Source organism: Streptomyces sp. NPDC085524 (assembly GCF_044541755.1).
Lineage (GTDB): Bacteria > Actinomycetota > Actinomycetes > Streptomycetales > Streptomycetaceae > Streptomyces.
Genome location: NZ_JBITTH010000043.1, coordinates 14,012 through 35,945, shown reverse-complemented (window position 1 = coordinate 35,945; position 21,934 = coordinate 14,012). Strand labels below are relative to the sequence as shown.

22 protein-coding genes are annotated in these 21,934 nt (G+C 71.0%); 10 read left to right on the top strand and 12 right to left on the bottom strand.

Annotated features, from left to right (window positions below):
• Positions 1 to 85: 85 nt before the first annotated feature.
• From nuoF to ACIGFK_RS40000, 6 genes are read right to left on the bottom strand one after another with little or no spacing between them, the layout of a single operon-like run.
• Complete coding sequence (nuoF, locus tag ACIGFK_RS40025; protein WP_376658066.1) at positions 86 to 1,474, bottom strand: NADH-quinone oxidoreductase subunit NuoF; 1,389 nt, start codon at positions 1,472 to 1,474, stop codon at positions 86 to 88.
• Positions 1,474 to 2,223 (bottom strand): NADH-quinone oxidoreductase subunit NuoE, encoded by a 750-nt coding sequence (gene nuoE, locus ACIGFK_RS40020; RefSeq protein WP_376658067.1) that lies wholly within the window; start codon positions 2,221 to 2,223, stop codon positions 1,474 to 1,476. The genes nuoF and nuoE overlap by 1 nt, the downstream gene beginning before the upstream one ends.
• Positions 2,220 to 3,548 carry an NADH-quinone oxidoreductase subunit D gene (locus ACIGFK_RS40015; protein WP_376658068.1) on the bottom strand — a complete coding sequence of 443 codons (1,329 nt, stop codon included), beginning with the start codon at positions 3,546 to 3,548 and terminating at the stop codon, positions 2,220 to 2,222. Before ACIGFK_RS40015 ends, nuoE begins: the two co-directional genes overlap by 4 nt.
• Complete coding sequence (locus ACIGFK_RS40010; RefSeq protein WP_400055823.1) at positions 3,548 to 4,282, bottom strand: NADH-quinone oxidoreductase subunit C; 735 nt, start codon at positions 4,280 to 4,282, stop codon at positions 3,548 to 3,550. Before ACIGFK_RS40010 ends, ACIGFK_RS40015 begins: the two co-directional genes overlap by 1 nt.
• Positions 4,279 to 4,833 (bottom strand): NuoB/complex I 20 kDa subunit family protein, encoded by a 555-nt coding sequence (locus ACIGFK_RS40005; RefSeq protein ID WP_376658070.1) that lies wholly within the window; start codon positions 4,831 to 4,833, stop codon positions 4,279 to 4,281. Before ACIGFK_RS40005 ends, ACIGFK_RS40010 begins: the two co-directional genes overlap by 4 nt.
• 15 nt (positions 4,834 to 4,848) lie before the next feature.
• Positions 4,849 to 5,208 (bottom strand): NADH-quinone oxidoreductase subunit A, encoded by a 360-nt coding sequence (locus ACIGFK_RS40000; RefSeq protein WP_030028256.1) that lies wholly within the window; start codon positions 5,206 to 5,208, stop codon positions 4,849 to 4,851.
• A 1,036-nt stretch (positions 5,209 to 6,244) separates the two neighbouring features.
• On the opposite strand from ACIGFK_RS40000, the gene ACIGFK_RS39995 reads away from it, so the two are divergent.
• Positions 6,245 to 7,084 (top strand): C40 family peptidase, encoded by an 840-nt coding sequence (locus ACIGFK_RS39995; RefSeq protein ID WP_400055820.1) that lies wholly within the window; start codon positions 6,245 to 6,247, stop codon positions 7,082 to 7,084.
• A 77-nt stretch (positions 7,085 to 7,161) separates the two neighbouring features.
• Here the strand turns inward: ACIGFK_RS39995 and ACIGFK_RS39990 are convergent, their stop codons facing one another.
• Together ACIGFK_RS39990 and ACIGFK_RS39985 are read right to left on the bottom strand one after the other, a co-directional pair.
• The gene (locus tag ACIGFK_RS39990; RefSeq protein WP_400055818.1) at positions 7,162 to 8,148 is read right to left on the bottom strand and encodes a hypothetical protein; all 987 of its coding nucleotides are present in this window, start codon (positions 8,146 to 8,148) and stop codon (positions 7,162 to 7,164) included.
• A complete protein-coding gene (locus ACIGFK_RS39985) occupies positions 8,148 to 8,558 on the bottom strand; it encodes a hypothetical protein (protein WP_376658073.1) in 411 nt (136 codons plus the stop codon). The genes ACIGFK_RS39990 and ACIGFK_RS39985 overlap by 1 nt, the downstream gene beginning before the upstream one ends.
• Before the next feature lie 208 nt (positions 8,559 to 8,766).
• Between ACIGFK_RS39985 and ACIGFK_RS39980 the strand changes: the two genes are divergently transcribed.
• The 7 genes from ACIGFK_RS39980 (at position 8,767) to ACIGFK_RS39950 (ending at position 14,868) form a co-directional block, all read left to right on the top strand.
• A complete protein-coding gene (locus ACIGFK_RS39980) occupies positions 8,767 to 9,228 on the top strand; it encodes a hypothetical protein (protein WP_386472483.1) in 462 nt (153 codons plus the stop codon).
• A gap of 174 nt (positions 9,229 to 9,402) precedes the next feature.
• A complete protein-coding gene (locus tag ACIGFK_RS39975; protein ID WP_400055816.1) occupies positions 9,403 to 9,675 on the top strand; it encodes a hypothetical protein in 273 nt (90 codons plus the stop codon).
• 500 nt (positions 9,676 to 10,175) lie between these two features.
• A complete protein-coding gene (locus tag ACIGFK_RS39970; protein ID WP_400055814.1) occupies positions 10,176 to 10,667 on the top strand; it encodes a hypothetical protein in 492 nt (163 codons plus the stop codon).
• Positions 10,664 to 12,535, top strand: coding sequence for a peptidoglycan-binding protein (locus ACIGFK_RS39965; RefSeq protein WP_400055812.1), 1,872 nt, complete (start codon positions 10,664 to 10,666; stop codon positions 12,533 to 12,535). The genes ACIGFK_RS39970 and ACIGFK_RS39965 overlap by 4 nt, the downstream gene beginning before the upstream one ends.
• 137 nt (positions 12,536 to 12,672) lie before the next feature.
• Positions 12,673 to 13,329, top strand: coding sequence for an ABC transporter ATP-binding protein (locus ACIGFK_RS39960; RefSeq protein WP_400055844.1), 657 nt, complete (start codon positions 12,673 to 12,675; stop codon positions 13,327 to 13,329).
• Positions 13,326 to 14,555, top strand: a complete 1,230-nt coding sequence (locus tag ACIGFK_RS39955; protein WP_400055810.1) for an ABC transporter permease — start codon at positions 13,326 to 13,328, stop codon at positions 14,553 to 14,555. Before ACIGFK_RS39960 ends, ACIGFK_RS39955 begins: the two co-directional genes overlap by 4 nt.
• 43 nt (positions 14,556 to 14,598) lie before the next feature.
• Positions 14,599 to 14,868 (top strand): hypothetical protein, encoded by a 270-nt coding sequence (locus ACIGFK_RS39950; RefSeq protein ID WP_376658079.1) that lies wholly within the window; start codon positions 14,599 to 14,601, stop codon positions 14,866 to 14,868.
• 68 nt (positions 14,869 to 14,936) lie between these two features.
• Here ACIGFK_RS39950 and ACIGFK_RS39945 read toward each other — a convergent pair whose 3' ends face one another.
• Positions 14,937 to 16,220, bottom strand: a complete 1,284-nt coding sequence (locus ACIGFK_RS39945) for a geranylgeranyl reductase family protein (RefSeq protein WP_376658080.1) — start codon at positions 16,218 to 16,220, stop codon at positions 14,937 to 14,939.
• Positions 16,221 to 16,322: 102 nt separating this feature from the next.
• On the opposite strand from ACIGFK_RS39945, the gene ACIGFK_RS39940 reads away from it, so the two are divergent.
• Entirely contained in the window at positions 16,323 to 16,853 is a 531-nt protein-coding gene (locus ACIGFK_RS39940) for a GNAT family N-acetyltransferase (RefSeq protein WP_376658081.1), read from the top strand.
• Between the two features lie 881 nt (positions 16,854 to 17,734).
• On the opposite strand, the gene ACIGFK_RS39935 is transcribed toward ACIGFK_RS39940, so the two are convergent.
• A complete protein-coding gene (locus ACIGFK_RS39935; RefSeq protein ID WP_400055808.1) occupies positions 17,735 to 17,908 on the bottom strand; it encodes a hypothetical protein in 174 nt (57 codons plus the stop codon).
• A 145-nt stretch (positions 17,909 to 18,053) separates the two neighbouring features.
• On the opposite strand from ACIGFK_RS39935, the gene ACIGFK_RS39930 reads away from it, so the two are divergent.
• The gene (locus ACIGFK_RS39930; RefSeq protein ID WP_400055806.1) at positions 18,054 to 19,397 is read left to right on the top strand and encodes a hypothetical protein; all 1,344 of its coding nucleotides are present in this window, start codon (positions 18,054 to 18,056) and stop codon (positions 19,395 to 19,397) included.
• Between the two features lie 904 nt (positions 19,398 to 20,301).
• Here the strand turns inward: ACIGFK_RS39930 and ACIGFK_RS39925 are convergent.
• On the bottom strand, positions 20,302 to 21,213 hold the full coding sequence (locus ACIGFK_RS39925; protein WP_376661444.1) for a glutaminase: 912 nt from the start codon (positions 21,211 to 21,213) through the stop codon (positions 20,302 to 20,304).
• Positions 21,214 to 21,219: 6 nt separating this feature from the next.
• On the bottom strand, positions 21,220 to 21,912 hold the full coding sequence (locus ACIGFK_RS39920; protein WP_400055804.1) for a demethylmenaquinone methyltransferase: 693 nt from the start codon (positions 21,910 to 21,912) through the stop codon (positions 21,220 to 21,222).
• Positions 21,913 to 21,934: the final 22 nt, after the last annotated feature.

Below are 21,934 nucleotides of genomic sequence, written 5' to 3'. Positions count from 1 at the left end.
GCGTCCACCTCCTGGTGGGTGGAAGAAGGTTCGGGGGCGGTGCGGCCGCAGCCGCCTGCCGCGCTGCCGCCGGACGTGAGTGCCCTCATCCGGTCACCTCGCGGGAGCGTTCGTCGGCCCAGAGGGTCGACTTCCTGGGGTCGAAGGGGCAGCCCTTGCCCGTGATGTGCTGTTCGTACTCCTCGCGGAAGTACTTGAGCGAGGAGAAGATCGGGCTGGCGGCGCCGTCGCCGAGGGCGCAGAAGGACTTGCCGTTGATGTTGTCGGCGATGTCGTTCAGCTTGTCGAGGTCGGCCATGACGCCCTTGCCCGCCTCGATGTCGCGGAGCAGCTGGACCAGCCAGTACGTGCCTTCGCGGCAGGGGGTGCACTTGCCGCAGGACTCGTGGGCGTAGAACTCGGTCCACCGGGTGACGGCCCGCACCACGCAGGTCGTCTCGTCGAAGCACTGGAGCGCCTTGGTGCCGAGCATCGAGCCGGCCGCGCCCACGCCCTCGTAGTCGAGCGGGACGTCGAGGTGCTCGTCCGTGAACATCGGGGTGGAGGAGCCGCCCGGGGTCCAGAACTTCAGCCGGTGCCCGGGCCGCATCCCGCCGCTCATGTCGAGGAGCTGGCGCAGGGTGATGCCGAGCGGGGCCTCGTACTGGCCGGGGCCCGCGACGTGCCCGGAGAGCGAGTACAGCGTGAAGCCGGGGGACTTCTCGGTCCCCATCGACTTGAACCAGTCCTTGCCCTTGTTCAGGATCGCGGGAACGGAGGCGATGGATTCCACGTTGTTCACCACAGTGGGGCAGGCGTAGAGACCCTCGACGGCAGGGAAGGGGGGACGCAGCCGGGGCTGACCGCGCCGGCCTTCGAGGGAGTCGAGCAGCGCCGTCTCCTCGCCGCAGATGTACGCGCCCGCGCCCGCGTGCACCGTGATGTCGAGGTTCAGGCCGCTGCCCAGGATGTCCTTGCCGAGGTAGCCGGCCTCGTACGCCTCGCGCACCGCCTCGTGCAGGCGCCGCAGCACCGGCACGACCTCGCCGCGCAGGTAGATGAAGGCGTGCTCCGAACGGATCGCGTAGCAGGCGATGATCATTCCCTCGATGAGGGAGTGCGGGTTGGCGAAGAGGAGGGGGATGTCCTTGCAGGTTCCCGGCTCCGACTCGTCCGCGTTCACGACGAGGTAGTGCGGCTTGCCGTCGCCCTGCGGAATGAACTGCCACTTCATCCCGGTGGGGAAGCCGGCGCCGCCGCGGCCGCGCAGACCCGAGTCCTTCACGTAGGCGATGAGGTCGTCCGGGGTCATCGCGAGGGCCTTGCGCAGGCCTTCGTAGCCCTCGTGGCGCCGGTAGGTCTCCAGCGTCCACGACTCGGGCTCGTCCCAGAACGCCGAGAGCACGGGTGCGAGGAGCTTCTCCGGGCTCGTACCTCCCCCGGCCTCCGGCTGGGAGGTGCCCCCGAGACTTTCATTTGGAGTCGACACGGACATCACTCCCCTCCCTCGGTGCCGGTCTCGCCGCGGGACTCGCCGCGCGGGTGGACGATCGGGGTGCGCGGGGACTCGCCGCGGGCGATGCGCAGACCGATCAGGGAGGCGGGGCCGGCGCCGCCGGTCGCCTCGACCGCGCCCTCGCGCTCGTCGGGGAAGCCCGCCAGGATCCGGGCGGTCTCCTTGTACGTGCACAGGGGCGCGCCCCGGGTCGGCTGCACGGGGCGGCCGGCCAGCAGGTCGTCCACCATGGCCTTGGCGGACTCGGGGGTCTGGTTGTCGAAGAACTCCCAGTTGACCATCACCACGGGGGCGAAGTCGCAGGCCGCGTTGCACTCGATGTGTTCGAGGGTGACCTTGCCGTCGGGGGTGGTCTCGTTGTTGCCGACGCCGAGGTGCTCCTTGAGCTCTTCGAAGATGGCGTCGCCGCCCATGACCGCGCACAGGGTGTTGGTGCAGACGCCGACCTGGTAGTCCCCGGAGGGCTTGCGGCGGTACATCGTGTAGAAGGTCGCCACCGCCGTGACCTCGGCGGTCGTCAGGCCCAGCACGTCCGCGCAGAAGCGGATGCCGGTGCGGGAGACGTGGCCCTCCTCCGACTGGCACAGGTGCAGCAGCGGCAGCAGTGCCGAGCGGCTGTCGGGGTAGCGGGCGATGACCTGCTTCGCGTCCGCTTCGAGCCGCTCGCGCACGTCGGCCGGGAAGTCGGGGGCGGGAAGCTGCGGCATGCCCAATGAGATGTCGGTCATCGGTCGACGCCTCCCATCACGGGGTCGATGGAGGCGACGGCGACGATGACGTCGGCGACCTGGCCGCCCTCGCACATCGCGGCCATGGCCTGCAGGTTGGTGAAGGACGGGTCGCGGAAGTGGACCCGGTAGGGGCGGGTGCCGCCGTCGGAGACGAGGTGGACGCCGAGTTCGCCCTTGGGCGACTCGACCGCCGCGTAGGCCTGCCCGGCCGGTACCCGGAAGCCCTCGGTCACCAGCTTGAAGTGGTGGATGAGGGCCTCCATGGAGGTGCCCATGATGTTCCTGATGTGGTCGAGCGAGTTGCCGAGGCCGTCGGGGCCCATCGCGAGCTGCGCGGGCCAGGCGATCTTCTTGTCGGCGACCATCACCGGGCCCGGCTCCAGGCGCTCCAGGCACTGCTCGACGATCCGCAGCGACTGGCGCATCTCCTCCAGGCGGATCAGGAAGCGTCCGTAGGAGTCGCAGGTGTCGGTGGTCGGCACGTCGAACTCGTAGGTCTCGTAGCCGCAGTACGGGTCCGACTTGCGCAGGTCGTGCGGCAGGCCGGCGGAGCGCAGGATCGGGCCGGTGGCGCCGAGCGCCATGCAGCCGGAGAGGTCGAGGTAGCCGACGTCCTGCATGCGGGCCTTGAAGATGGGGTTGCCGGTGGCGAGCTTGTCGTACTCCGGCAGGTTCTTCTTCATGGTCTTGACGAACTCGCGCAGCTGGTCGACGGCGCCCGGGGGCAGGTCCTGGGCGAGGCCGCCGGGGCGGACGAACGCGTGGTTCATGCGCAGGCCGGTGATCAGCTCGAAGATGTCGAGGATCAGCTCGCGGTCGCGGAAGCCGTAGATCATGATCGTGGTCGCGCCCAGCTCCATGCCGCCGGTGGCGATGCACACCAGGTGGGAGGAGAGCCGGTTGAGCTCCATCAGCAGGACGCGGATGACCGTGGCGCGGTCCGGGATCTGGTCGGTGATGCCGAGCAGCTTCTCGACGCCGAGGCAGTACGCCGTCTCGTTGAAGAACGGCGTCAGGTAGTCCATGCGCGTCACGAAGGTGGTGCCCTGCGTCCAGTTCCGGAATTCGAGGTTCTTCTCGATGCCGGTGTGCAGGTAGCCGATGCCGCAGCGGGCTTCGGTGACCGTCTCGCCGTCGATCTCCAGGATCAGGCGGAGCACTCCGTGGGTGGAGGGGTGCTGCGGGCCCATGTTGACGACGATCCGCTCGTCGTCGGCCCTGGCCGCGGACTGGACGATCTCGTCCCAGTCGCCGCCGGTGACGGTGTAGACGAGGCCTTCGGTCGTCTCGCGGGAGGACGCGTGGTTCGAGGTGTTGGACATCAGCTGTACGACCTCCGCTGGTCGGGAGCCGGGATCTGGGCGCCCTTGTACTCGACGGCGATGCCGCCGAGCGGGTAGTCCTTGCGCTGCGGGAAGCCCTGCCAGTCGTCCGGCATCATGATCCGGGTGAGGGCCGGGTGCCCGTCGAAGATCAGGCCGAAGAAGTCGTACGTCTCGCGCTCGTGCCAGTCGTTGGTCGGGTAGACGGAGACGAGCGACGGGATGTGCGGGTCGCCGTCCGGGACGGACACCTCCAGCCGCAGGATCCGGCCGTGGGTGAGCGAGCGCAGGTGGTAGACGGCGTGCAGCTCGCGGCCCTTGTCGCTCGGGAAGTGCACTCCGGAGACGCCGGTGCAGAGCTCGAAGCGCAGGGCCGGGTCGTCGCGCAGGGTGCGGGCGACGCGGACGAGGTGCTCGCGGGCGATGTGGAAGGTCAGCTCGCCCCGGTCGACCACCGTCTTCTCGATGGCGTTCTCGGGGACGAGGTCCTGCTCCTCCAGGGCGCCTTCGAGTTCGTCGGCCACCTCGTCGAACCAGGAGCCGTACGGGCGGTGGCTCGCGCCGGGCAGGGCCACGGTGCGGACCAGGCCGCCGTAGCCGCTGGTGTCGCCGCCGTTACGGGCACCGAACATGCCCTTGCGGACGCCGATGACCTCGGGGCCGCCGCCGCGGGGGGCGGGGACGTTGTTGCCGTTCTCGGGGTTGCCGTTCTCCGGCTCTCGGGTCTCGCTCACCGGAGCAGCCCCTTCATCTCGATCATGGGGAGCGCCTTGAGGGCCGCTTCCTCCGCCTCGCGGGCCGCCTCTTCCCGGTTCACGCCGAGCTTTCCGCCCTGGATCTTCTGGTGGAGCTTGAGGATCGCGTCCATCAGCATCTCGGGGCGGGGCGGACAGCCGGGGAGGTAGATGTCCACGGGGACGATGTGGTCGACGCCCTGGACGATCGCGTAGTTGTTGAACATTCCGCCCGAAGATGCACAAACCCCCATGGAGATGACCCATTTGGGAGCGGGCATCTGGTCGTACACCTGCCGCAGCACCGGCGCCATCTTCTGGCTGACCCGGCCGGCCACGATCATCAGATCGGCCTGGCGCGGGGAGCCGCGGAAGACCTCCATGCCGAAGCGGGCCAGGTCGTACCGGCCCGCTCCGGTGGTCATCATCTCGATCGCGCAGCAGGCCAGGCCGAAGGTCGCGGGGAAGACGGATGCCTTGCGCACCCAGCCCGCGGCCTGTTCGACGGTGGTCAGCAGAAAGCCGCTCGGCAGCTTCTCTTCCAGTCCCATGGAAAATTCAGCCCCTCAGTCCCATTCCAGGCCGCCGCGGCGCCACACGTAGGCGTAGGCGACGAAGACGGTGAGCACGAAGAGCAGCATCTCGACGAGCCCGAAGATCCCCAGGGAGTCGAAGGTGACGGCCCAGGGGTAGAGGAAGACAACCTCGATGTCGAAGACGATGAAGAGCATCGCCGTGAGGTAGTACTTGATGGGGAAGCGACCGCCGCCGGCGGGCGTGGGAGTGGGCTCGATGCCGCACTCGTACGCCTCTAGCTTCGCCCGGTTGTACCGTTTTGGGCCGATCAGCGTGGCCATGACCACGGAGAAGATCGCAAACCCTGCGCCGAGGGCGCCGAGCACGAGGATGGGCGCGTACGCATTCACGCTCCTCGCTCCTTCCAGTCGTCCTTGACCGTTGGACCGCTGCCGGCGCCGCGTGCCCCGCCTCGCGTGCATGTGAGGCAGTTCACAAGCCGGACTGGTGCGCATCTTATGCCCGTGCATCTGTGATCTGCGACACGGGTTACAACAACGAGTTTGTGATCTCCACCACCTGACGAACGATCATGAAGCCCGATGAGTGGTGATCTTCGTACGCGAAGCATCCACATGATCACCAAAGGTGACATCCAGGCCTGTTACCGCAGGTAGAAAGCGTCTCGCACTATCAAACGATGGCCCGTGCAGGCAAATTGGCCAGGCAATCACCGGGGTGATAAAGAGATCGGCCTCCCCCGGGCGGGTTAGGCCCCGCGTACGGAGGTGGACGCGGGCCGGCCGGGGCCCCGGGGCCGGGGCCAAAGCGCATCCGTTCACGAGCGGGCCGCCCCGCCCGGCCGCCCTCCCTCCGCCCACCCGTCCGCCCAGCACCCGAACCGTTCGGTCACCGCCCGGTCACCCCCCGGTCACCGCCCGTCCGTCACCCGGACGCCCACCCGGTCACGGCCCGGTCACCGTCCGCTTGCGGCCCGGCCGCCCGCCCGCGCGCCGCCCGGACACCGCCCCGTCACCGCGCGGTCACCCTCCGCCCACACCCGCCCGCCCGGCCGCCCGCCCGGCCGACCGCCCACCCGACCGTCCGCGCCGCCGCCGTACACCCCCGGACCCCCGGCCGGTTCACAGTCGGATCACGGACGGGGCACAACACCCTCACAGTGAGACTCTCCTGTGACCTGCGCCACTCTGAATCGACCGTTCCGAAAGGGGGCTTGGCCATCAGTGCGGAGGGATGGTAGGCGGGAGATCAATTCGGACTTATTGCGGAAACCCCATGATCACAGCCTTGTGAGGGCATGTCCGTTTCGCCCGTTACGGCGTCAATAAGGTTCGCGACGCGCCCGGTTAGCGCGCTTCGCGCGCAACTGTGGCGCAGACCACGTTTCTTGAAGCGGACCCTGGGCCCCTGATAGCGGTTGTCCTCATGTCCCACACCGCTCACATACCCAGCCACCGGAAGCCCCGCCGCAGCGCCTCGAAGCTCGCGGTCCGCGCCGGAGTTGCCGGTGGCGTCCTCAGCACCCTCGCCATGGCCGGCACCGCGAGCGCGTCCCCCTCCGAGCCCGTGGCCGAGACGACGCTCGAAATGCCGGTCCTGAACCTGGACCTGGCCGCCGAGGTCGCCGGCGCCGTCACCACGGCCGCCGAGAACACCCAGTCGGCCGCCGTCGAGGGCGAACTGAACGCCCAGGAGGAGACGGCCCGCACCGGCGCCGCCGCCGAGGCGAAGCAGGCGAAGGAAGAGGCCCAGAAGAAGGCCGACGAGGAGAAGAAGGCAGCGGACGAGGCCGCACGCAAGGCCGAGGCCGAGCGCGCCACCCGCAGCTCCTCCCGTACCTCCCTCCAGAGCACCTCGGCCTCCGGGTCGGGCTCCTCGCAGGGCGTCGGCACCGTGACGGCCCCGGCCACCGGCTCGGCCGCGGCGATCGTCAACTTCGCCCGCGCGCAGGTCGGCAAGGCGTACGTGAGCGGCGGCACCGGCCCGTCCTCGTTCGACTGCTCCGGCCTCGTGCAGGCCGCCTACCGCCAGGCCGGCATCACCCTGCCGCGCATGTCGCAGGACCAGTCCTCGAGGGGCACCTCGGTCTCCCTGAGCGCCCTGCAGCCCGGCGACGTCCTGTACTGGGGCTCCCGCGGCTCCGCGTACCACGTCGCCATCTACGTCGGCGGCGGCAAGTTCGTCGGCGCGCAGAACCCCAGCACCGGCATCGTCGAGCGCAGCCTGAGCTACGACAAGCCGACGGGCGCCGTCCGCATCCTCTGAGCGGCCCGAGGCACCTGAACGACACGAAGGGCCGGCACTCCCCCGCTCGGGGGCGGAGTGCCGGCCCTTCGGTGCGCTCACACCAGTGACGCCGCCAGCCTGAACCGCGCCTCGCGCTGCTTCTCGTACAGCGCGAGCGTTTCGGCGTGCTCGTCGACGAGCCGTTCCTGGTACGCCTTCTCGACGGCGGCCCAGATCCCGACGAGGTTCACCTCGCGCTTGCAGGCGACGTCGGCCTTGGCCGCGGTGACGGCCTTGGGGCCGCCCTTGTCGCTCTCGAGGCCCAGCTTCTCGACGACGTCATACGGCGTATCGATTCCGCCGTATCCGGACTTGTCCATGCAAGCCGACCATTTCGCCAGCGCTTTGACCACCCGCGAGTCCTGCTTCGACCGCTCGTGCGCCTCGGAGGACAGCCCGAAGGCGAAGAGCAGGTCCACGCTGTCCTTCGTCGGCGCGTACAGCTTCCGGAACCCCTCCCTCCCGCAGCCGCCGGCCGGGACCTTCTGCCCGGCCGCCGTCAGACCGCTGTCGAGCTGCGCGGCCTCTTCCTCTGTGGGTGCGTCGAGGGGTTTGCCGCCCTGGACGCCGCGCTGCTCGCCGTTCATGACGACGTACGCGCTGTCGCTCAGCTGCGGGGCGGCCGGCTTGGGCGGCGTTCCCCCGCCGGCGGACTTGTCGTACCCGTGGGCCGCGGCGAACTCCGGATCGGCCAGCCCGAAGAGGTACCGGTGCCGGTCCTCGGCCCCCGCGCCGACGGCGGCCGCGGCCGGCTTCACCGCCTCGTACGTGAACCCGTACCGCGCCATGCACCGGGCGACGAGCACCTCCTGGACCTGGCCCATCCGGATCCGCTCGGCCTCGGTGTCCGTGTAGGCGTCCATGGGGAACGACAGCGCGGCCGTGGCCGGACCGGCCTCGATCGCGCCGAGCCGGGGCTCCGCATCTCCTCCGGCGGAGCCGCCGCCGCAGCCGGACAGCAGGGTCAGGGCCAGCAGACCTGCGGGGGCGGCGCGGAGGGCGCGTGCGGCGCGTGCGGCGCGTGCGGCGCGTGCGGCTCCCATCAGGAATGGAGGGTGTAGGCGGCCGAGCTGATCCTGTTCCTGAACGTGGCGGAGGCGTTCCCCGCGTACCTCGACGGGATCTCCCCGACGTTCCCGTCGAGATCCTTGTCGGTGCCGACCTTCCAGGCGTAGACGTCCCGGTTCCAGTAGGACTCGGTGTTGTCGTTCACGCCCTTGTACATGCCGTTGCACGTGGGTTTGAAGGTGTCGTCGGCGAAGTTCGTGTCGGTCGTATACAGGTCGAAGACACAACCCGACTGGCCCGTCAGGTAGTAAAGTCCGAACTCGTCGCCCTCCAGATTTCCGTTCTTGCCGTAGGCGGCCGAGGGTCCGGCCGATCCCAGGAGAATCGCGCCCGCCGAAACCGCGGCGACGCAACCCGATACCAGCTTTCCGACTGCTCGATTCATCACTCACGCCTCTCTTTTCGGGTGACCCGGATTCAACGTCCCCGACGAATCGGTGTCCAGTCACAATCACGCCTAACGGATCGTCACATCCGTGTCTTGTATGCGTGTTGCGCATCCCCGCCGGGGCCTTCTACTGTCACCGGCGCGCCCCTCGCCGCCACCCTCCATGGACCCGCGAATTCCGCTTCTACTGCCACGAGGAAAACCCGTGCACGCACGCCATTTCGCCCCGCTGCTGCTCATCTGCATTTCCCTTACGGGCTGCGGGGGTGACGGCGAGCCGAAGGCGAGCGACAGCCCGCCGCCCAGCGCGGCGGAGATCGCCTACTACGACTGCCTCGAGGAGCAGGGCCTGCCGATCACGCACACCGACTACGGGGCTCCCCGCGTGGACAAGGACAAGCCCCTGCCTCCCGAAAGGGTCTCCGCCGCCGAGAAGGCGTGCGAGGGCAAGATCCCGCCCCCGCCCTCGCCCCGGCAGGCCCCTCCCGAGGTCATCGCCGAGGGGCGGAAGAAGACCGACTGCATGCGGGCAGAAGGCGTCACCTGGTACCCGGACCCGGATCCGGTCACCGGCGAGTTCACCGACATCGGAATGACCCCGGAGCAGCGCGCGAGCCTCAAGCGCGATCACGCGGACGCCCTGCAGAAGTGCCTGCGCGGCCGGTGAACGAGCCTCGGCCCCGGCCTGGAGGGCCGGGGCCGCGCCGCGGCCGGAGGAGCGGGGCCGGAGGTGCGGGGCCGGAGGTGCGGGGCCGGAGGTGCCGGCTGCCCGTCGGGCGAGGGAGGCCGCGCACGCGAACCGGGCGCCGCGCTGCTTCTTGTACAGGGCGAGGGTCTCGGCGTGCTCGTCGACGAGCCGCTCCTGGTAGGCGCGCTCGGCGGCCGCCCAGATCCCGACGAGGTTCACCTCGCGCTTGCACGCGACGTCCTTGGTGGCGACGGCGACCGCCTTGGGGCCGGACTCGTCGTTGTGCAGGCCCAGCTTCTCGATCACCTCGTACGGCGTGCCGACTCCCCCGTACCCGCCCTTGGCCATGCAGTCGGACCAGCCCTTCAGGGCGGCGGCCACCCGGGAGTCCTCCTGCGCGCGGCTGTGCGCCGTATAGGGGGCTGATGCTGTCCTTGGAATTGGACGTGGCGTTGCCCGTGCAGTTGGGCGGGATCGAGCCCTGGACGCCCTTGTAGTTCACGTCCGTGTAGACGTACCAGCCGTTGATGTCGAGGTTCTTGCAGGACCGGGTGTTGTCGTTCACGTTCCGGGTGCGGCCGGCGCAGCTCGCAGGGCCGTAGAAGGTGTTGCCCGTGCGGCCGCGATGGCCGCGGGGGCCGCCGCGAGGCGCAGTCCACGCAGGTTCTTGTTCATTCGCACATTCCCCACTGTAGGAATGGACAGCGATGCGTGATTTCACAAATGTTCTTGAACAGCCGGGAGTTAACGACACGAAGAACTATTCGCACAAGCGGCTTCTCAGGTTATGGACCGTCAAGAAAGTTGTATGGAAGGACACTTGTAGCCCAGCTCGCTCTCTCCTTAGGATCACGAACCGCGTCCACATCTCTTCCCGTTATACGGACGCCCTCATTCCACATTCCCACCCCGGGGGAAGCGCCAGCATGCGCAAGCACGCCACCACCCTGTTCATAGCCGCGTCCCTCGCGCTCACCGCCTGTTCGGGCGGAGGCGAGCCCAAGGCCAGTGACAGTCCTCCGCCCACCAAGGAGGAGATCGCCTACTACGACTGCCTCAAGGCCAACGGGGTGAAGATCAGGCACACCGATTACGGTGCGCCCCGCGTGAACAAGGACGATCCGGCGTCGATCGCGAAGCTCCCGGCGGCCCAGGAGGCGTGCAAGGACAAGGTTCCGCCGGAGCCCTCTCCCGTGCAGGCCGACCCGGAGCGGGTCGCCACCGCCCGAGCGGAGTCCGCGTGCCTGCGCGAGAACGGCGTCTCCTGGTACCCGGATCCCAATCCGGTGACCGCGGAGATCGACGACCGTGCCGTGACGCCGGAACAGATGGCCGAACTGAAGACGAAGCACGTGGACGCCCTGGAGAAGTGCAGGAAGAACCTGGGCTCCGACGGCAACGCGGTCCTCGGCGGGTGAGTGAACTGCAGGACGTCGTGGTGGCCGTGACCGAGGACTCCGCCGGCGAGTCCGCGGGCGGGAAGGCCCTGCCGGAGGCGAGCGGGCTCGCGCGTGGGCGGCGGGTCGTGCTCGGGGTCGTGGCCGGGGCCGCGCTGATGGCCGTCGGGGGGTTGCTCGCCACCACCCTGGTGAAGTCGCCCGCGCAGGTGGCCGCCGAGACCGGGCCGCCCTCGCAGGGGCCGCTGACCGCGGAGGTCGAGCGGCGGGTGCTCGCGCAGAAGGTGGTGATGCGGGGGACCGTCGTCGCCGACCAGAGCGTCGAGGTGGCCCCGCAGCCGCGCTCCGCCGAAGGCGCGGGCACGCCCGTGGTGACGAAGCTGCCGCTCAAGGCCGGGGACCCGGTCGCGGCCGGGCAGCTGCTGGCGGAGGTGTCCGGGCGGCCCGTGTTCACCCTCCGGGGGACACTGCCCGTCTACCGGGACCTCAAGCCGGGCGCCACCGGCGACGACGTGGCCCAGCTGCAGCAGGCGCTGCGCGAGCTGGGGCACGGCACGGGCGGTGACCCGAAGGGCGTGTTCGGAGCCGGTACGAAGGCCGCGCTCGCCGCGCGCTACAAGGCCATCGGGTACGACCCGCTGCCCGCGGTGGCGGACGGCGCGGAGGTGCTCAAGGCCGCGCGGGAGGGCGTACGGTCCGCGGAGTGGGCCGTGGAGGACGTCCAGGCCGGCGGCAGTGGCGGCACCGGCGGCGGCAAGGCGGCGGCGCCCGGCCCCTCCGCCTCCCCCGGCGCGAAGGGCGCCCCCGGCGCCGCGGAAGGCGGCAAAGCCACCGACGGCGGTACGGGCGACTCCGGCCGGGCCCTGACGCGGGCCCGCCAGGCGCTCGCCGACGCCCGGGCCAAGCTGGCGGCGGCCGAGGCCGCCGACGGGCCGATGCTCCCCGCCTCCGAGACCGTGTTCCTCGGCTCCTTCCCCGCCCGGGTCAGCGCCGTCGGCGGCCGGATCGGCGGGCCCGTGTCCGGGGCGGTGCTCACCCTGTCCGCGGGCGAACTCGTCGTCGAGGCCTACCTCAAGGAGGACAAGAAGCAGCTGCTGCGGGCGGGCATGTCCGTGGTGGTCTCCTCCGAGGTGGCCGGCACCGACGCCCGCGGCAAGGTGGCGCTGGTCGCCACGGAGCGGTCCACCGGCCAGCCGTCGGGCGGCCGGCAGAACGGGCAGCCGGGCGGGCAGGGCGGGCAGGGCGATGCCGCGCAGGGCAAGGGCGGCGGCGCCGACCTCGGCTACCGCATGGTGGTCCGGGCCGACCAGCCGCTGCCCGCCGCGTTCGCCGGGCAGGACGTCCGGCTGACCATCGAGTCCGCCTCCACCGACGGCGAGGCCCTCGTGGTCCCGGTCACCGCGGTCTCCGCGAGCCCCGACGGCCAGACCCTCGTGACGGCCGTCTCCGCCGACGGCACTCAGCGGCGCATCCCCGTCCGCACCGGCACCAGCGGCGACGGCTATGTGGCCGTGACCCCCGTGAAGAACGGCGACCTCGCCGCCGGCGCCCGCGTCGTCATCGGCATCGCCCCCCGGGAGCCGGCCAAGGGCCGCGGCGAATCGCCGAAGCCGGGCAGGACCCCGGGCAGGGCGGCGGGCCGCCCGGCATCCGGCCCCGGTATCGCTGCCGGCACCGGGACCGGCTTCGCCTCCGGCGCGGGGACGGGCTTCGCCTCCGGCGCGGGGACGGACGCGGCGATGCCGGGCACGGCGACCGGGCCGGCCTCCGGCTCCGCCTCCGGGACCGGCCTCGCCCCGGGCGCGGGGGCCGGTGCGGCCTTCGGCACAGGCCCAGGCCCTACTACGGCCCGCGCCGCAGCGACCGGCACCGCAGGGGGCCCCGCGTGAGGCTTCCGCGGCTGCGCCGTGCCGCCGGGGACGCGGGGGACACCGGGGACACCCGTGCCGCCGAGGACACCCAGGCCGCCGGGGGCGCCCGCGACGCCAGGGACTCCGCGCCCGAGGGCGGCGGCGGTGCGCCCGTCATCGAGTTCCGCGGGGTCGGTCTCACCTACCCCGGGCCGCCGCCCGTCGAGGCCCTGCACCCCTGTGAACTCGTCGTGGAGAGGGGCGAGTTCATCACCGTCGTGGGGCCCTCCGGCTCCGGGAAGTCCACCTTCCTCAACGTCGCCGGGCTGCTCGACTCCCCCACCACCGGGAACTACCTCCTCGACGGCATCGACACCGCCGCCCTCCCCGACCGGGAGCGGACCGCCCTGCGCGGCCGGCGGATCGGCTTCGTCTTCCAGTCCTTCCACCTCCTGCCCCACCGGTCCGCCCTGGAGAACGTCACCCTCGCCATGCTCTACACCGGAACACCGCGCGCGCAGCGCCTCGTACGGGCCCGCGAGGCGCTCGACCAGGTCGGGCTCGGGCACCGCGCCGACGCCGTGCCCGGGCGGCTGTCCGGCGGCGAGCGCCAGCGCGTGGCCATCGCCCGCGCCCTCGTCGGGCGGCCGTCGCTCCTGCTGTGCGACGAGCCCACCGGCAACCTCGACTCCGCCAACGCCGCCTCCGTCCTGGGGCTGCTGGACGAGCTCCACGCCTCCGGGATGACCGTCCTCGTCATCACCCACGCCCCCGAGGTGGCCCGGCGCGGGGCCAGGACCGTCACCATCCGCGACGGGCGGCTGCGTACGTGAGCACCGTCAGGCCGACCCGGCTGTCCGTACGCGACGCACTCGCCGAGGCCGTCGCCGGCATGCTGCGCCGCCCCGGCCGGGCCGTGCTCACCGCCCTCGGCACCGTCCTCGGCGTCGGCAGCTTCGTCGCCGTGCTCGGCCTCACCGCCACCATCTCCTCGCAGATCGACGGCCGGTTCAACGTGCTGACCGCCACCGAGGTGACCGTCGAGGACGTGGCCGCCCAGCAGAACGAGTTCGCCGGACCCGGCTTCCCCGCCGATGCCGAGCAGCGGCTGCGCGCCGTCGCCGGCATCGAGCACGCCGGGGTGCTGTGGACGGTGCGGCTGGACTCGCGCACCCCCATCGGCTCCCTCCCGTCCGCAGGAGGCGGTACGGGATCCACCGGCAGCGGCGCGTCCGTCGTCGCCGCCTCCCCCGGAGCCGTCGCGGCGCTCGTGCCCACCCTCCAGGAGGGCCGCCTCTACGACGAGTTCGCCGAGCGGAGCCGGGCGCGCGTGGTCGTCATCGGCGGCGGGCTCGCGGGCCGCCTCGGCATCACCACCCTGGCGACCCGGCCCGCGCTCTACATCGGGCAGGAGCCGTTCACCGTGGCGGGGATCATCTCCGACGTCGAACGCAAGCCGGAGAACCTGCTGTCCGTACTGGTGCCCCGGGCCACCGCCGAGGAGCTGTGGGGACAGCCGTCGCCCGGCAGCGCGAGCATGCTGATCGCCACCGATCTCGGTGCCGCCCGCCAGGTCGCCGACCTCGCCCCGCTCGCGCTGCGCCCCGACCACCCCGAGTACCTGAAGGCCGTACCGCCGCCCGACCCGCGGATGCTGCGCTCCGGCGTCACCTCCGACCTGAGCGCCCTGTTCCTGCTGCTCGCCGGGATCTGCCTGGTCATCGGCGCGGTGGGGATCGCGAACACCACCCTCGTCGCCGTGCTGGAGCGGACCGGCGAGATCGGGCTGCGGCGTGCGCTCGGTGCGCGGGGCCGGCACGTCTCGGCCCAGTTCCTCACCGAATCGGCGGCGTTGGGCGCGCTCGGCGGGCTGGTGGGCACCTCGCTCGGCGAACTGACCGTGGTCGGCGTCTCCCTCGCCCGAGACTGGACCCCGGTCATCCACCCGGCCACCGTCGCCGCGGCCCCGCTCGCCGGGCTGGTCACGGGACTGCTGGCCGGTCTCCATCCCGCCTGGCGGGCAGCCCGTATCGAACCGGCCGAGGCCCTGCGAAGATAGGGCCTGGCGCGTTCACATCGTTCGACCTGTAGGCGGTGGCCCCGTGAATCCGAAGCCGTACGAAAACCACGGCCCCGGCGACCCCACCGCCCTGCCGGCCGCGCTCGGCCTCGGCATGCTCGCCGTCGGCGGCTGGCTGCTGACCACCGCCCGCCCCTGGCAGAAGCCCGGCCACGCCCTCACCCTCGGACTCGGCTGGACCGCCTCCGGGGCCCTGCTGGTGTGCGGGCTGGCGCTGCTGGCCCGGTGCGTGCGCACCGTGCACGGCAGCGCCGCCGACTCCGACGGCGAGGCCGTCCCCGCCGACCGCTAGGCGTGGGGCCGGGCCTGGGCGCTGTCCCGGGCCTGCGCCCTGTCCTGGGCCTGGGCCCGGTCCTGGACTCAGGCCTTCGGGGCCACCTTCGAGAGGCCGTTGATGATGCGGTCCATCGCGTCGCCGCCCGTCGGGTCGGTGAGGTTGGCCAGCATCTTCAGCGTGAACTTCATCAGCACCGGGTGGGTCAGACCGCGCTGCGCGGCGATCTTCATGACCGTCGGGTTGCCGATCAGCTTCACGAAGGCGCGGCCCAGCGTGTAATAGCCGCCGTAGGTCTCCTTGAGCACCTTCGGGTAGTTGTGCAGCGCCAGCTCGCGCTGCGCCGTCGTGGCGCGGGCGTGCGCCTGGACGATGACGTCGGCCGCGATCTGGCCCGACTCCATCGCGTAGGCGATGCCCTCGCCGTTGAACGGGTTGACGAGCCCGCCCGCGTCACCGACCAGCAGGAGGCCCTTGGTGTAGTGCGGCTGCCGGTTGAAGGCCATCGGCAGGGCCGCGCCGCGGATCGGCTGCGTCATGTTCTCGGGGGTGTAGCCCCAGTCCTCCGGCATGGAGGCGCACCAGGCCTTGAGGACCTCGCGCCAGTCCAGCTCCTTGAAGGCGGAGGAGGAGTTGAGGATGCCGAGGCCGACGTTGGAGGTGCCGTCGCCCATGCCGAAGATCCAGCCGTAGCCGGGCAGCAGCCGGTCCTGCGGGCCGCGCCGGTCCCACAGCTCCAGCCAGGACTCCAGGTAGTCGTCGTCGTGGCGGGGCGAGGTGAAGTACGTGCGGACGGCCACGCCCATCGGGCGGTCCTCGCGCCGGTGCAGGCCCATCGCGAGGGACAGCCGGGAGGAGTTGCCGTCGGCGGCGACGACCAGCGGGGCGTGGAAGGTGACCGGGGTCTTCTCCTCCCCGAGCTTGGCCTGCACGCCGGTGATGTGGCCGGTGCGGGGGTCGCGGACGGGCTCGCCGACGTTGCAGCGCTCGTACAGGCGGGCGCCGGCCTTCTGCGCCTGGCGGGCCAGGATCTCGTCGAAGTCGTCGCGCTTGCGGACGAGACCGTAGTCCGGGAAGGAGGCGAGTTCCGGCCAGTCCAGCTGGAGCCGCTGCCCTCCGCCGATGATGCGCAGGCCCTTGTTGCGGAGCCAGCCGGCTTCCTCGGAGATGTCGATGCCCATCGCCACGAGCTGCTTGGTGGCGCGCGGGGTCAGCCCGTCGCCGCAGACCTTCTCCCGGGGGAAGGCGGTCTTCTCCAGCAGCAGGACGTCCAGTCCGGCCTTGGCGAGGTAGTAGGCGGTCGTCGAGCCGGCGGGCCCGGCCCCGACGACGATCACGTCCGCGGAGTGTTCGGAGAGGGGCTCGGTCACTGCGGGGTCTCCCGAAGGCTCGATCTCGATAAGGGGTGCCGGGCGGCCCCGGACATGTGCAGTCTATGCAGCGACAGAGATCGCGATCCGAAGGGCTGCCACATGAACACCCCGCCGACCCGGCCGCTCCCCGTCGTACAGCTGCGCGTACCCACCGACGAGGACGCCTTCGCCTGGCACCGGGCCTTCGACGACCCCGACGTCATGGAATTCCTCGGCGGTCCCGCGGAGGTGTCCTTCTACGAGGAGTTGGCCGCGCGCCAGCGCATGCACGACGCACAGCTCGGCTACTGCCTGTGGACCCTGCTGGACGGCGAGGGCACGGTCATCGGCTTCACGGGCGCGCAGCCGTGGCCCCGGGAGAAGGAGTGGGGACCGGTCGGCGAGATCGAGATCGGCTGGCGGCTGAGCCGGTCCGCGTGGGGGCAGGGGTACGCGTACGCGGCGGCCCTGGCCACCCTGGAGCGCGTACGGGAGGCGGGGGTCCCCCAGGTCGTGGCGATGGTCGACGACGCCAACACCCGCTCCTCCGCAGTGGCCGAACGCCTCGGCATGACCCTGGCGAAGACCTTCCCCCTCCCGGGCGGCAAGCGCCTGGGCCGCCGGTACGAACTCACGCTCGCGCGGGGGTGAGGGGCGGGGGTACGGGCCCCCGCGCGTGCGGGACTTCTCCCCCCTCGGGCCCCGCCCAGGGACGGTGTTTGCCCACCCGCCCCCTGGGTGCGGGTGGGCGTGGGGCCGGCGGCCTTCAGGGAGGCGCCTTCGCCCTGACGGGCGCTGCTCTGGGGCGGTTGTCATGAACCCCTTTCCCTGATGGGCGGGGTCGGGGCGATGACGGGATCCGAGCCGGTCGGAATCAGAGAGGGCTTGGGGATTTCCCGTCAGTCCCATCGTCCTTCCGCGTCGGGCCGCCCTGTCAAGAGCGCTCCTTCGTCGCGTCGCTGCGCGATCGCCTACGGCGACCCTTGACAGGCCGTCCCGCCCCGGAAAGACAAGGACTGCCGGGAAACCCCCAAAAGAACGGGCCGGGGGAGACAACGACAAACGGGCCGATCAGCGATGTCCGGCCCCCTGGCGAGGGGGCACGCCCGAGCCCGGGCCTGCCCAGGCCGCTCTCCGCACCGGGCAGGCGGCCGACACCCCGCCGAACATCGGCCACAAGCCCCTCAGGGGAGGTCACGCGCCCCAAATCGCTACGCGCTCCTCCACGACGGCGTCCGACGGCCGTCTCGGGCTGGTCATAAGCCGCCAACGATCGCTACGCGCTTCTCGATGACGGCGACTGCAGCCCGTCCGCGGCTGGTGAAGGGCAGGTGAGTGAGTCGACATTGGCCACTGCGGTGCAGAACTCACGGCCTGATGGGCCCCGGATGTATGCCAGTTCCACCCAGTGCTCGCGGACGACGGAGGTCGAGACGTTTTCGTTGATCACGGCCATCAGCTCGCCCTCGACGCCAGACGCGACATCGCGTACACGGTGGCGCAGTAGGGGGTGCGGCACGTACTCGTACCGATCACCCATCGGACGGCTTTTCGGCGACGCTGGTGAATCGTTCCCAGCCGACGAGGGCGCGGTCGAACAGCTCCTGACTGGGTTCGGGGATGGCCACGACGCTCTGCCCGGGATCGTCCGGGATGTCGATGCTGTGCACGCCACGGGCGTAGCTGTGGATGATTCGTTTGGACATGGGGCACTCCCTGCCGTCGTCAGCGGGCGGGCAACTTCCGGTCAGTCACTGATCGGTGTGAAGAGGTAACCGCACGCGACGTCTCCACGAGTACCGTTGGAGGGTCGGAGAAGTATGCAAGCCATGCACCTGTCGGGAGTTGCTCATGGCGCGACACTCACGTACATCCAACTCCGGTCTGCCGATCCTCCTTGAGCAGGCTCAATGGTCCAGAAGCCAGTTCGCCTCGATCGTCAATCGCATCGGCGGAGAGGCCGGGCTCGCCCTCAAGTACGGTCAGCCCGCGGTGTCCCAGTGGATCTCCGGCCACCAGCCCCGACCGCAGATCAGGGCGCTGATCATCGAAGCGTTCGAGCGCAAGCTGGCACGGCCGGTCACGTACGCCGAGGCGGGGCTTACGCCGCCGGGCGGCGCGGAGGAGGGGGACACTGTCCGGGACCTCGTAGACCTGGGAAGGGCCGACATGGATCCATCCCGGCGCCGTGTGATCGCGGCGGGTGTCTTCTCGGCGGCGCTCGCCATCCCGCTTTTCCCGGATCTGGCACGGGCCGCCGGCCCCGAGCCGATAAGGCCGGGAAAGGCGACAACGAGGGTGGGTCAGGCGCAGGTCGTCGCCGTGCAGGCGATGACCGACCGGATCGCGGACATCCTCGACGAGCTCGGTGCCGGACACGCCCGGCCCATGGCCGCTGCCTTCCTCGTGAACACCGTAGGGCCGTGGCTGAAGGCCGAGGCGACGGCCCCGGTGCGGCGGAGCATGCTGGCCGCAGCCTCCGACCTCGTCTACCTCACCGGGTGGATGGCGATGTACGAGCGGCAGCACCGCCTCGGCCAGGACTACTACGTGTCTGCGCTGAAGCTCGCCGGGGAGGCGGAGGAGCACGTCACCTACTGCCGGACCCTGCGTGGCATGTCTCTCCAGGCATCCAACCTCGGCTACGGACGGCGCGCCCTGGAACTCGCAGACTCTGCGGCGGAGGCGGCCCCTGCGGCCGGGCCGCGGCTCGTTGCCTTCCTGCGCGGGCAACAGGCGCATGGCGCGGCGATGGTGGGAGACAAGCGACAGGCGTTCGCGCGGCTGCGGGAAGCGGAGGAGGCGCTCGGGCGCGCCGATGACCGGAGGGAGTCCGTCGGCGGGTACGACCGGACGGCGTACCTCTTCCACGTCGCGCACGTGCTGAAAGAGACGAAGGATGTGCCCGGCTCGGTCAGGACGCTACGTGAGTCGATCCGGGTCCAGCCCCCGCAGGAGAGGCAGGGTCGCCTGCATGCCTTCGGGCTCCTTGCGCAGCGTCAGTTGTCCATCGGGCACGTGGAGGCGGCCTGCGAGTCGTGGGGCCGGTTCCTCGACGAGTACGAAGCCATCTCGTCCGCACGAGGCGACGAACACTTCGAGGTGATGAACCTACGGCTCCGCTCGCACGGAACCGTTCGGGCAGTACGCGACCTGCGAGAGCGGGCCCAGCTCATCAGTGCGGCCAAGGGCTGACCGTCGGTCCGCGTTCCGGAACCGGAGGTCGCACCTTCCTGGAAACGGTGAGCCCAGACGTGGAGTGATCTGGGGAGAGAGGTGGTTGCTCGGCCAGACCGAGCTGGATCCGTGTCAGAGCGAGACCGCCACCGCAAACCCGCACCCGAATGGGAGCAATTGGGACGTATTTTCGTCTGCCTCGGCTGTTCAAGTGCTCTGACCCGAGTACAGCTCGGCATGGCCGCTGTCTGGCGCATTTCCCGCCTTCGACGGCCGTCAGACGCCGTGATCGAGAACGACCCGAGGGCTCGGGCGGCTATGACCAGCCCAAGACGGCTGCCGGACGCCGTCGAACAGGAGCGCGTAGCGATTTGTGGCGCCCATCCTCCTCCGGGGCTCTTGTGGTCGAGGTTTCGGGGTGGGTGGCCGCCTGCCCGGTCTGACCGGTGGACTTGCGGGGCCGAGGCCGGGCCCGGAGCCCGCCGAAGCCGGGTCGCGCATCTCTGACCGGGCCGTTTGTCGTTCTTCCGCCCGGCCCGTTCTTTTGGGGGTTTCCCGGCAGTCCTTGTCTTTCCGGGGCGGGACGGCCTGTCAAGGGTCGCCGTAGGCGATCGCGCAGCGACGCGACGAAGGAGCGCTCTTGACAGGCCGGCCCGACGCGGAAGGACGATGGGACTGACGGGAAACCCCCAACCCTCTCCGGCTGCCGGCCGGCCGGGGCCCGGCGTCCTGGGTTCCGGCCGGCTGTTCTCCTCCGCCCCGCTGGGGCCTCCTGCCCCGGCGCCCCGCAGGGTTCAGGTGCCGCGCCGCGAGGCGACGTACCAGCCCAACCGGCCCGCACCCGAGGGGGCGGGTGGGCAAACACCGCCCCGGGCGGGGCCCGAGGGGGGAGAAGTCCCGCACGTGCGGGAGTCCGTACCCCCTAGAACACCGACAGCCCCGTCAGCGTCGTGAAGCGGTCCAGGGCCGCCACGCCCGCCACCGAGTTGCCCTGGGCGTCCAGGCCCGGGCTCCAGACCGTCAGGACGCACTGGCCCGGGACGACCGCGATGATGCCGCCGCCGACGCCGCTCTTGCCCGGGAGGCCGACGCGGTAGGCGAACTCGCCCGCCGCGTCGTACGTCCCGCAGGTCAGCATCACCGCGTTGATCTGCTTGGCCTCGCTGCGCGTGAGGAGGCGGGTGCCGTCCGCGCGCAGGCCGTGGCGGGCCAGGAAGAGGCCCGCGCGGGAGAGGTCGGCGCAGGTCATCTCGATGGAGCACTGCCAGAAGTAGTGGTCCAGGAGCGCCGGCACCGGGTTGTCGATGTTGCCGTACGAGGCCATGAAGTGGGCGAGGGCCGCGTTGCGGTCGCCGTGTTCGTGCTCCGAGGCCGCCACTTCCGCGTCGAAGCCGACGTCCGGGTTCCCGCTCTCGGCCCGGAGGAAGGTGAGGAGCTCACTGCTCGCGTCGCCCGTGAGGGTCTGGAGGCGGTCGGTGACCACGAGCGCGCCCGCGTTGATGAACGGGTTGCGCGGGATGCCGTTCTCGTACTCCAGCTGCACCAGCGAGTTGAACGGGTTGCCGGAGGGCTCCCGGCCGACCCGCTCCCACAGGCTGTTGCCGCCCTCGGCGAGGGCCAGGGCGAGGGCGAAGACCTTGGTGATCGACTGGGTGGAGAAGGGGACCTGCCAGTCCCCCACCCCGTGCACGGCGCCGTCGAGGTCGGCGATCGCCATCCCGAACCGGTTCGTGTCGACCGCCCCGAGCGCCGGGATGTACGCGGCGGGCGTGCCGCTGCCGACCAGCGGGGCGATGTCCTTCGCGATCCGTTCCAGCAGGGCGTCGTAGTCCATCGGCCCTCAGCCCTTGGTGCCCCGGTGCAGGGCGACGATGCCGCCGCTGAGGTTGCGCCAGGCGACCTTGGACCAGCCGGCCTTCTGCAGGAGCCCGGCGAGGGCGGGCTGGTCGGGCCATTCCCGGATGGACTCGGCGAGGTACACGTACGCGTCGGGGTTGGAGGACACCGCCCGGGCCACCGGCGGCAGCGCGCGCATCAGGTACTCCGTGTAGACCGTGCGGAACGGCGCCCACGTGGGCTGCGAGAACTCGCAGATGACGACCTTGCCGCCGGGCTTGGTCACCCGGTACAGCTCGCGCAGGGCGGCGTCGGTGTCCTGGACGTTGCGCAGCCCGAAGGAGATCGTCACGGTGTCGAAGACGTCGTCCTTGAACGGCAGCTTCGTCCCGTCACCGGCGGTCAGCGGCAGCCACGGGTGCTTCTTCTTGCCCTCGCGCAGCATCCCGAGGGAGAAGTCGCAGGGGACGACGTACGCGCCGGTCGCGGCGAAGGGCAGCGAGGAGGTCGCGGTGCCGGCGGCCAGGTCGAGGACCTTGTGCCCGGGGCGCGCGCCGACCGCCTTGGCGACCTCCTTGCGCCACAGCCGGGCCTGGCCGAGGGAGAGCACGTCGTTGGTGAGGTCGTAGTTCGCCGCGACGTCGTCGAACATCGAGGCGACTTCGTGCGGCTGCTTGTCCAGGGAAGCGCGGATCACTGGCGTTGGCCCCTCGGTGTGA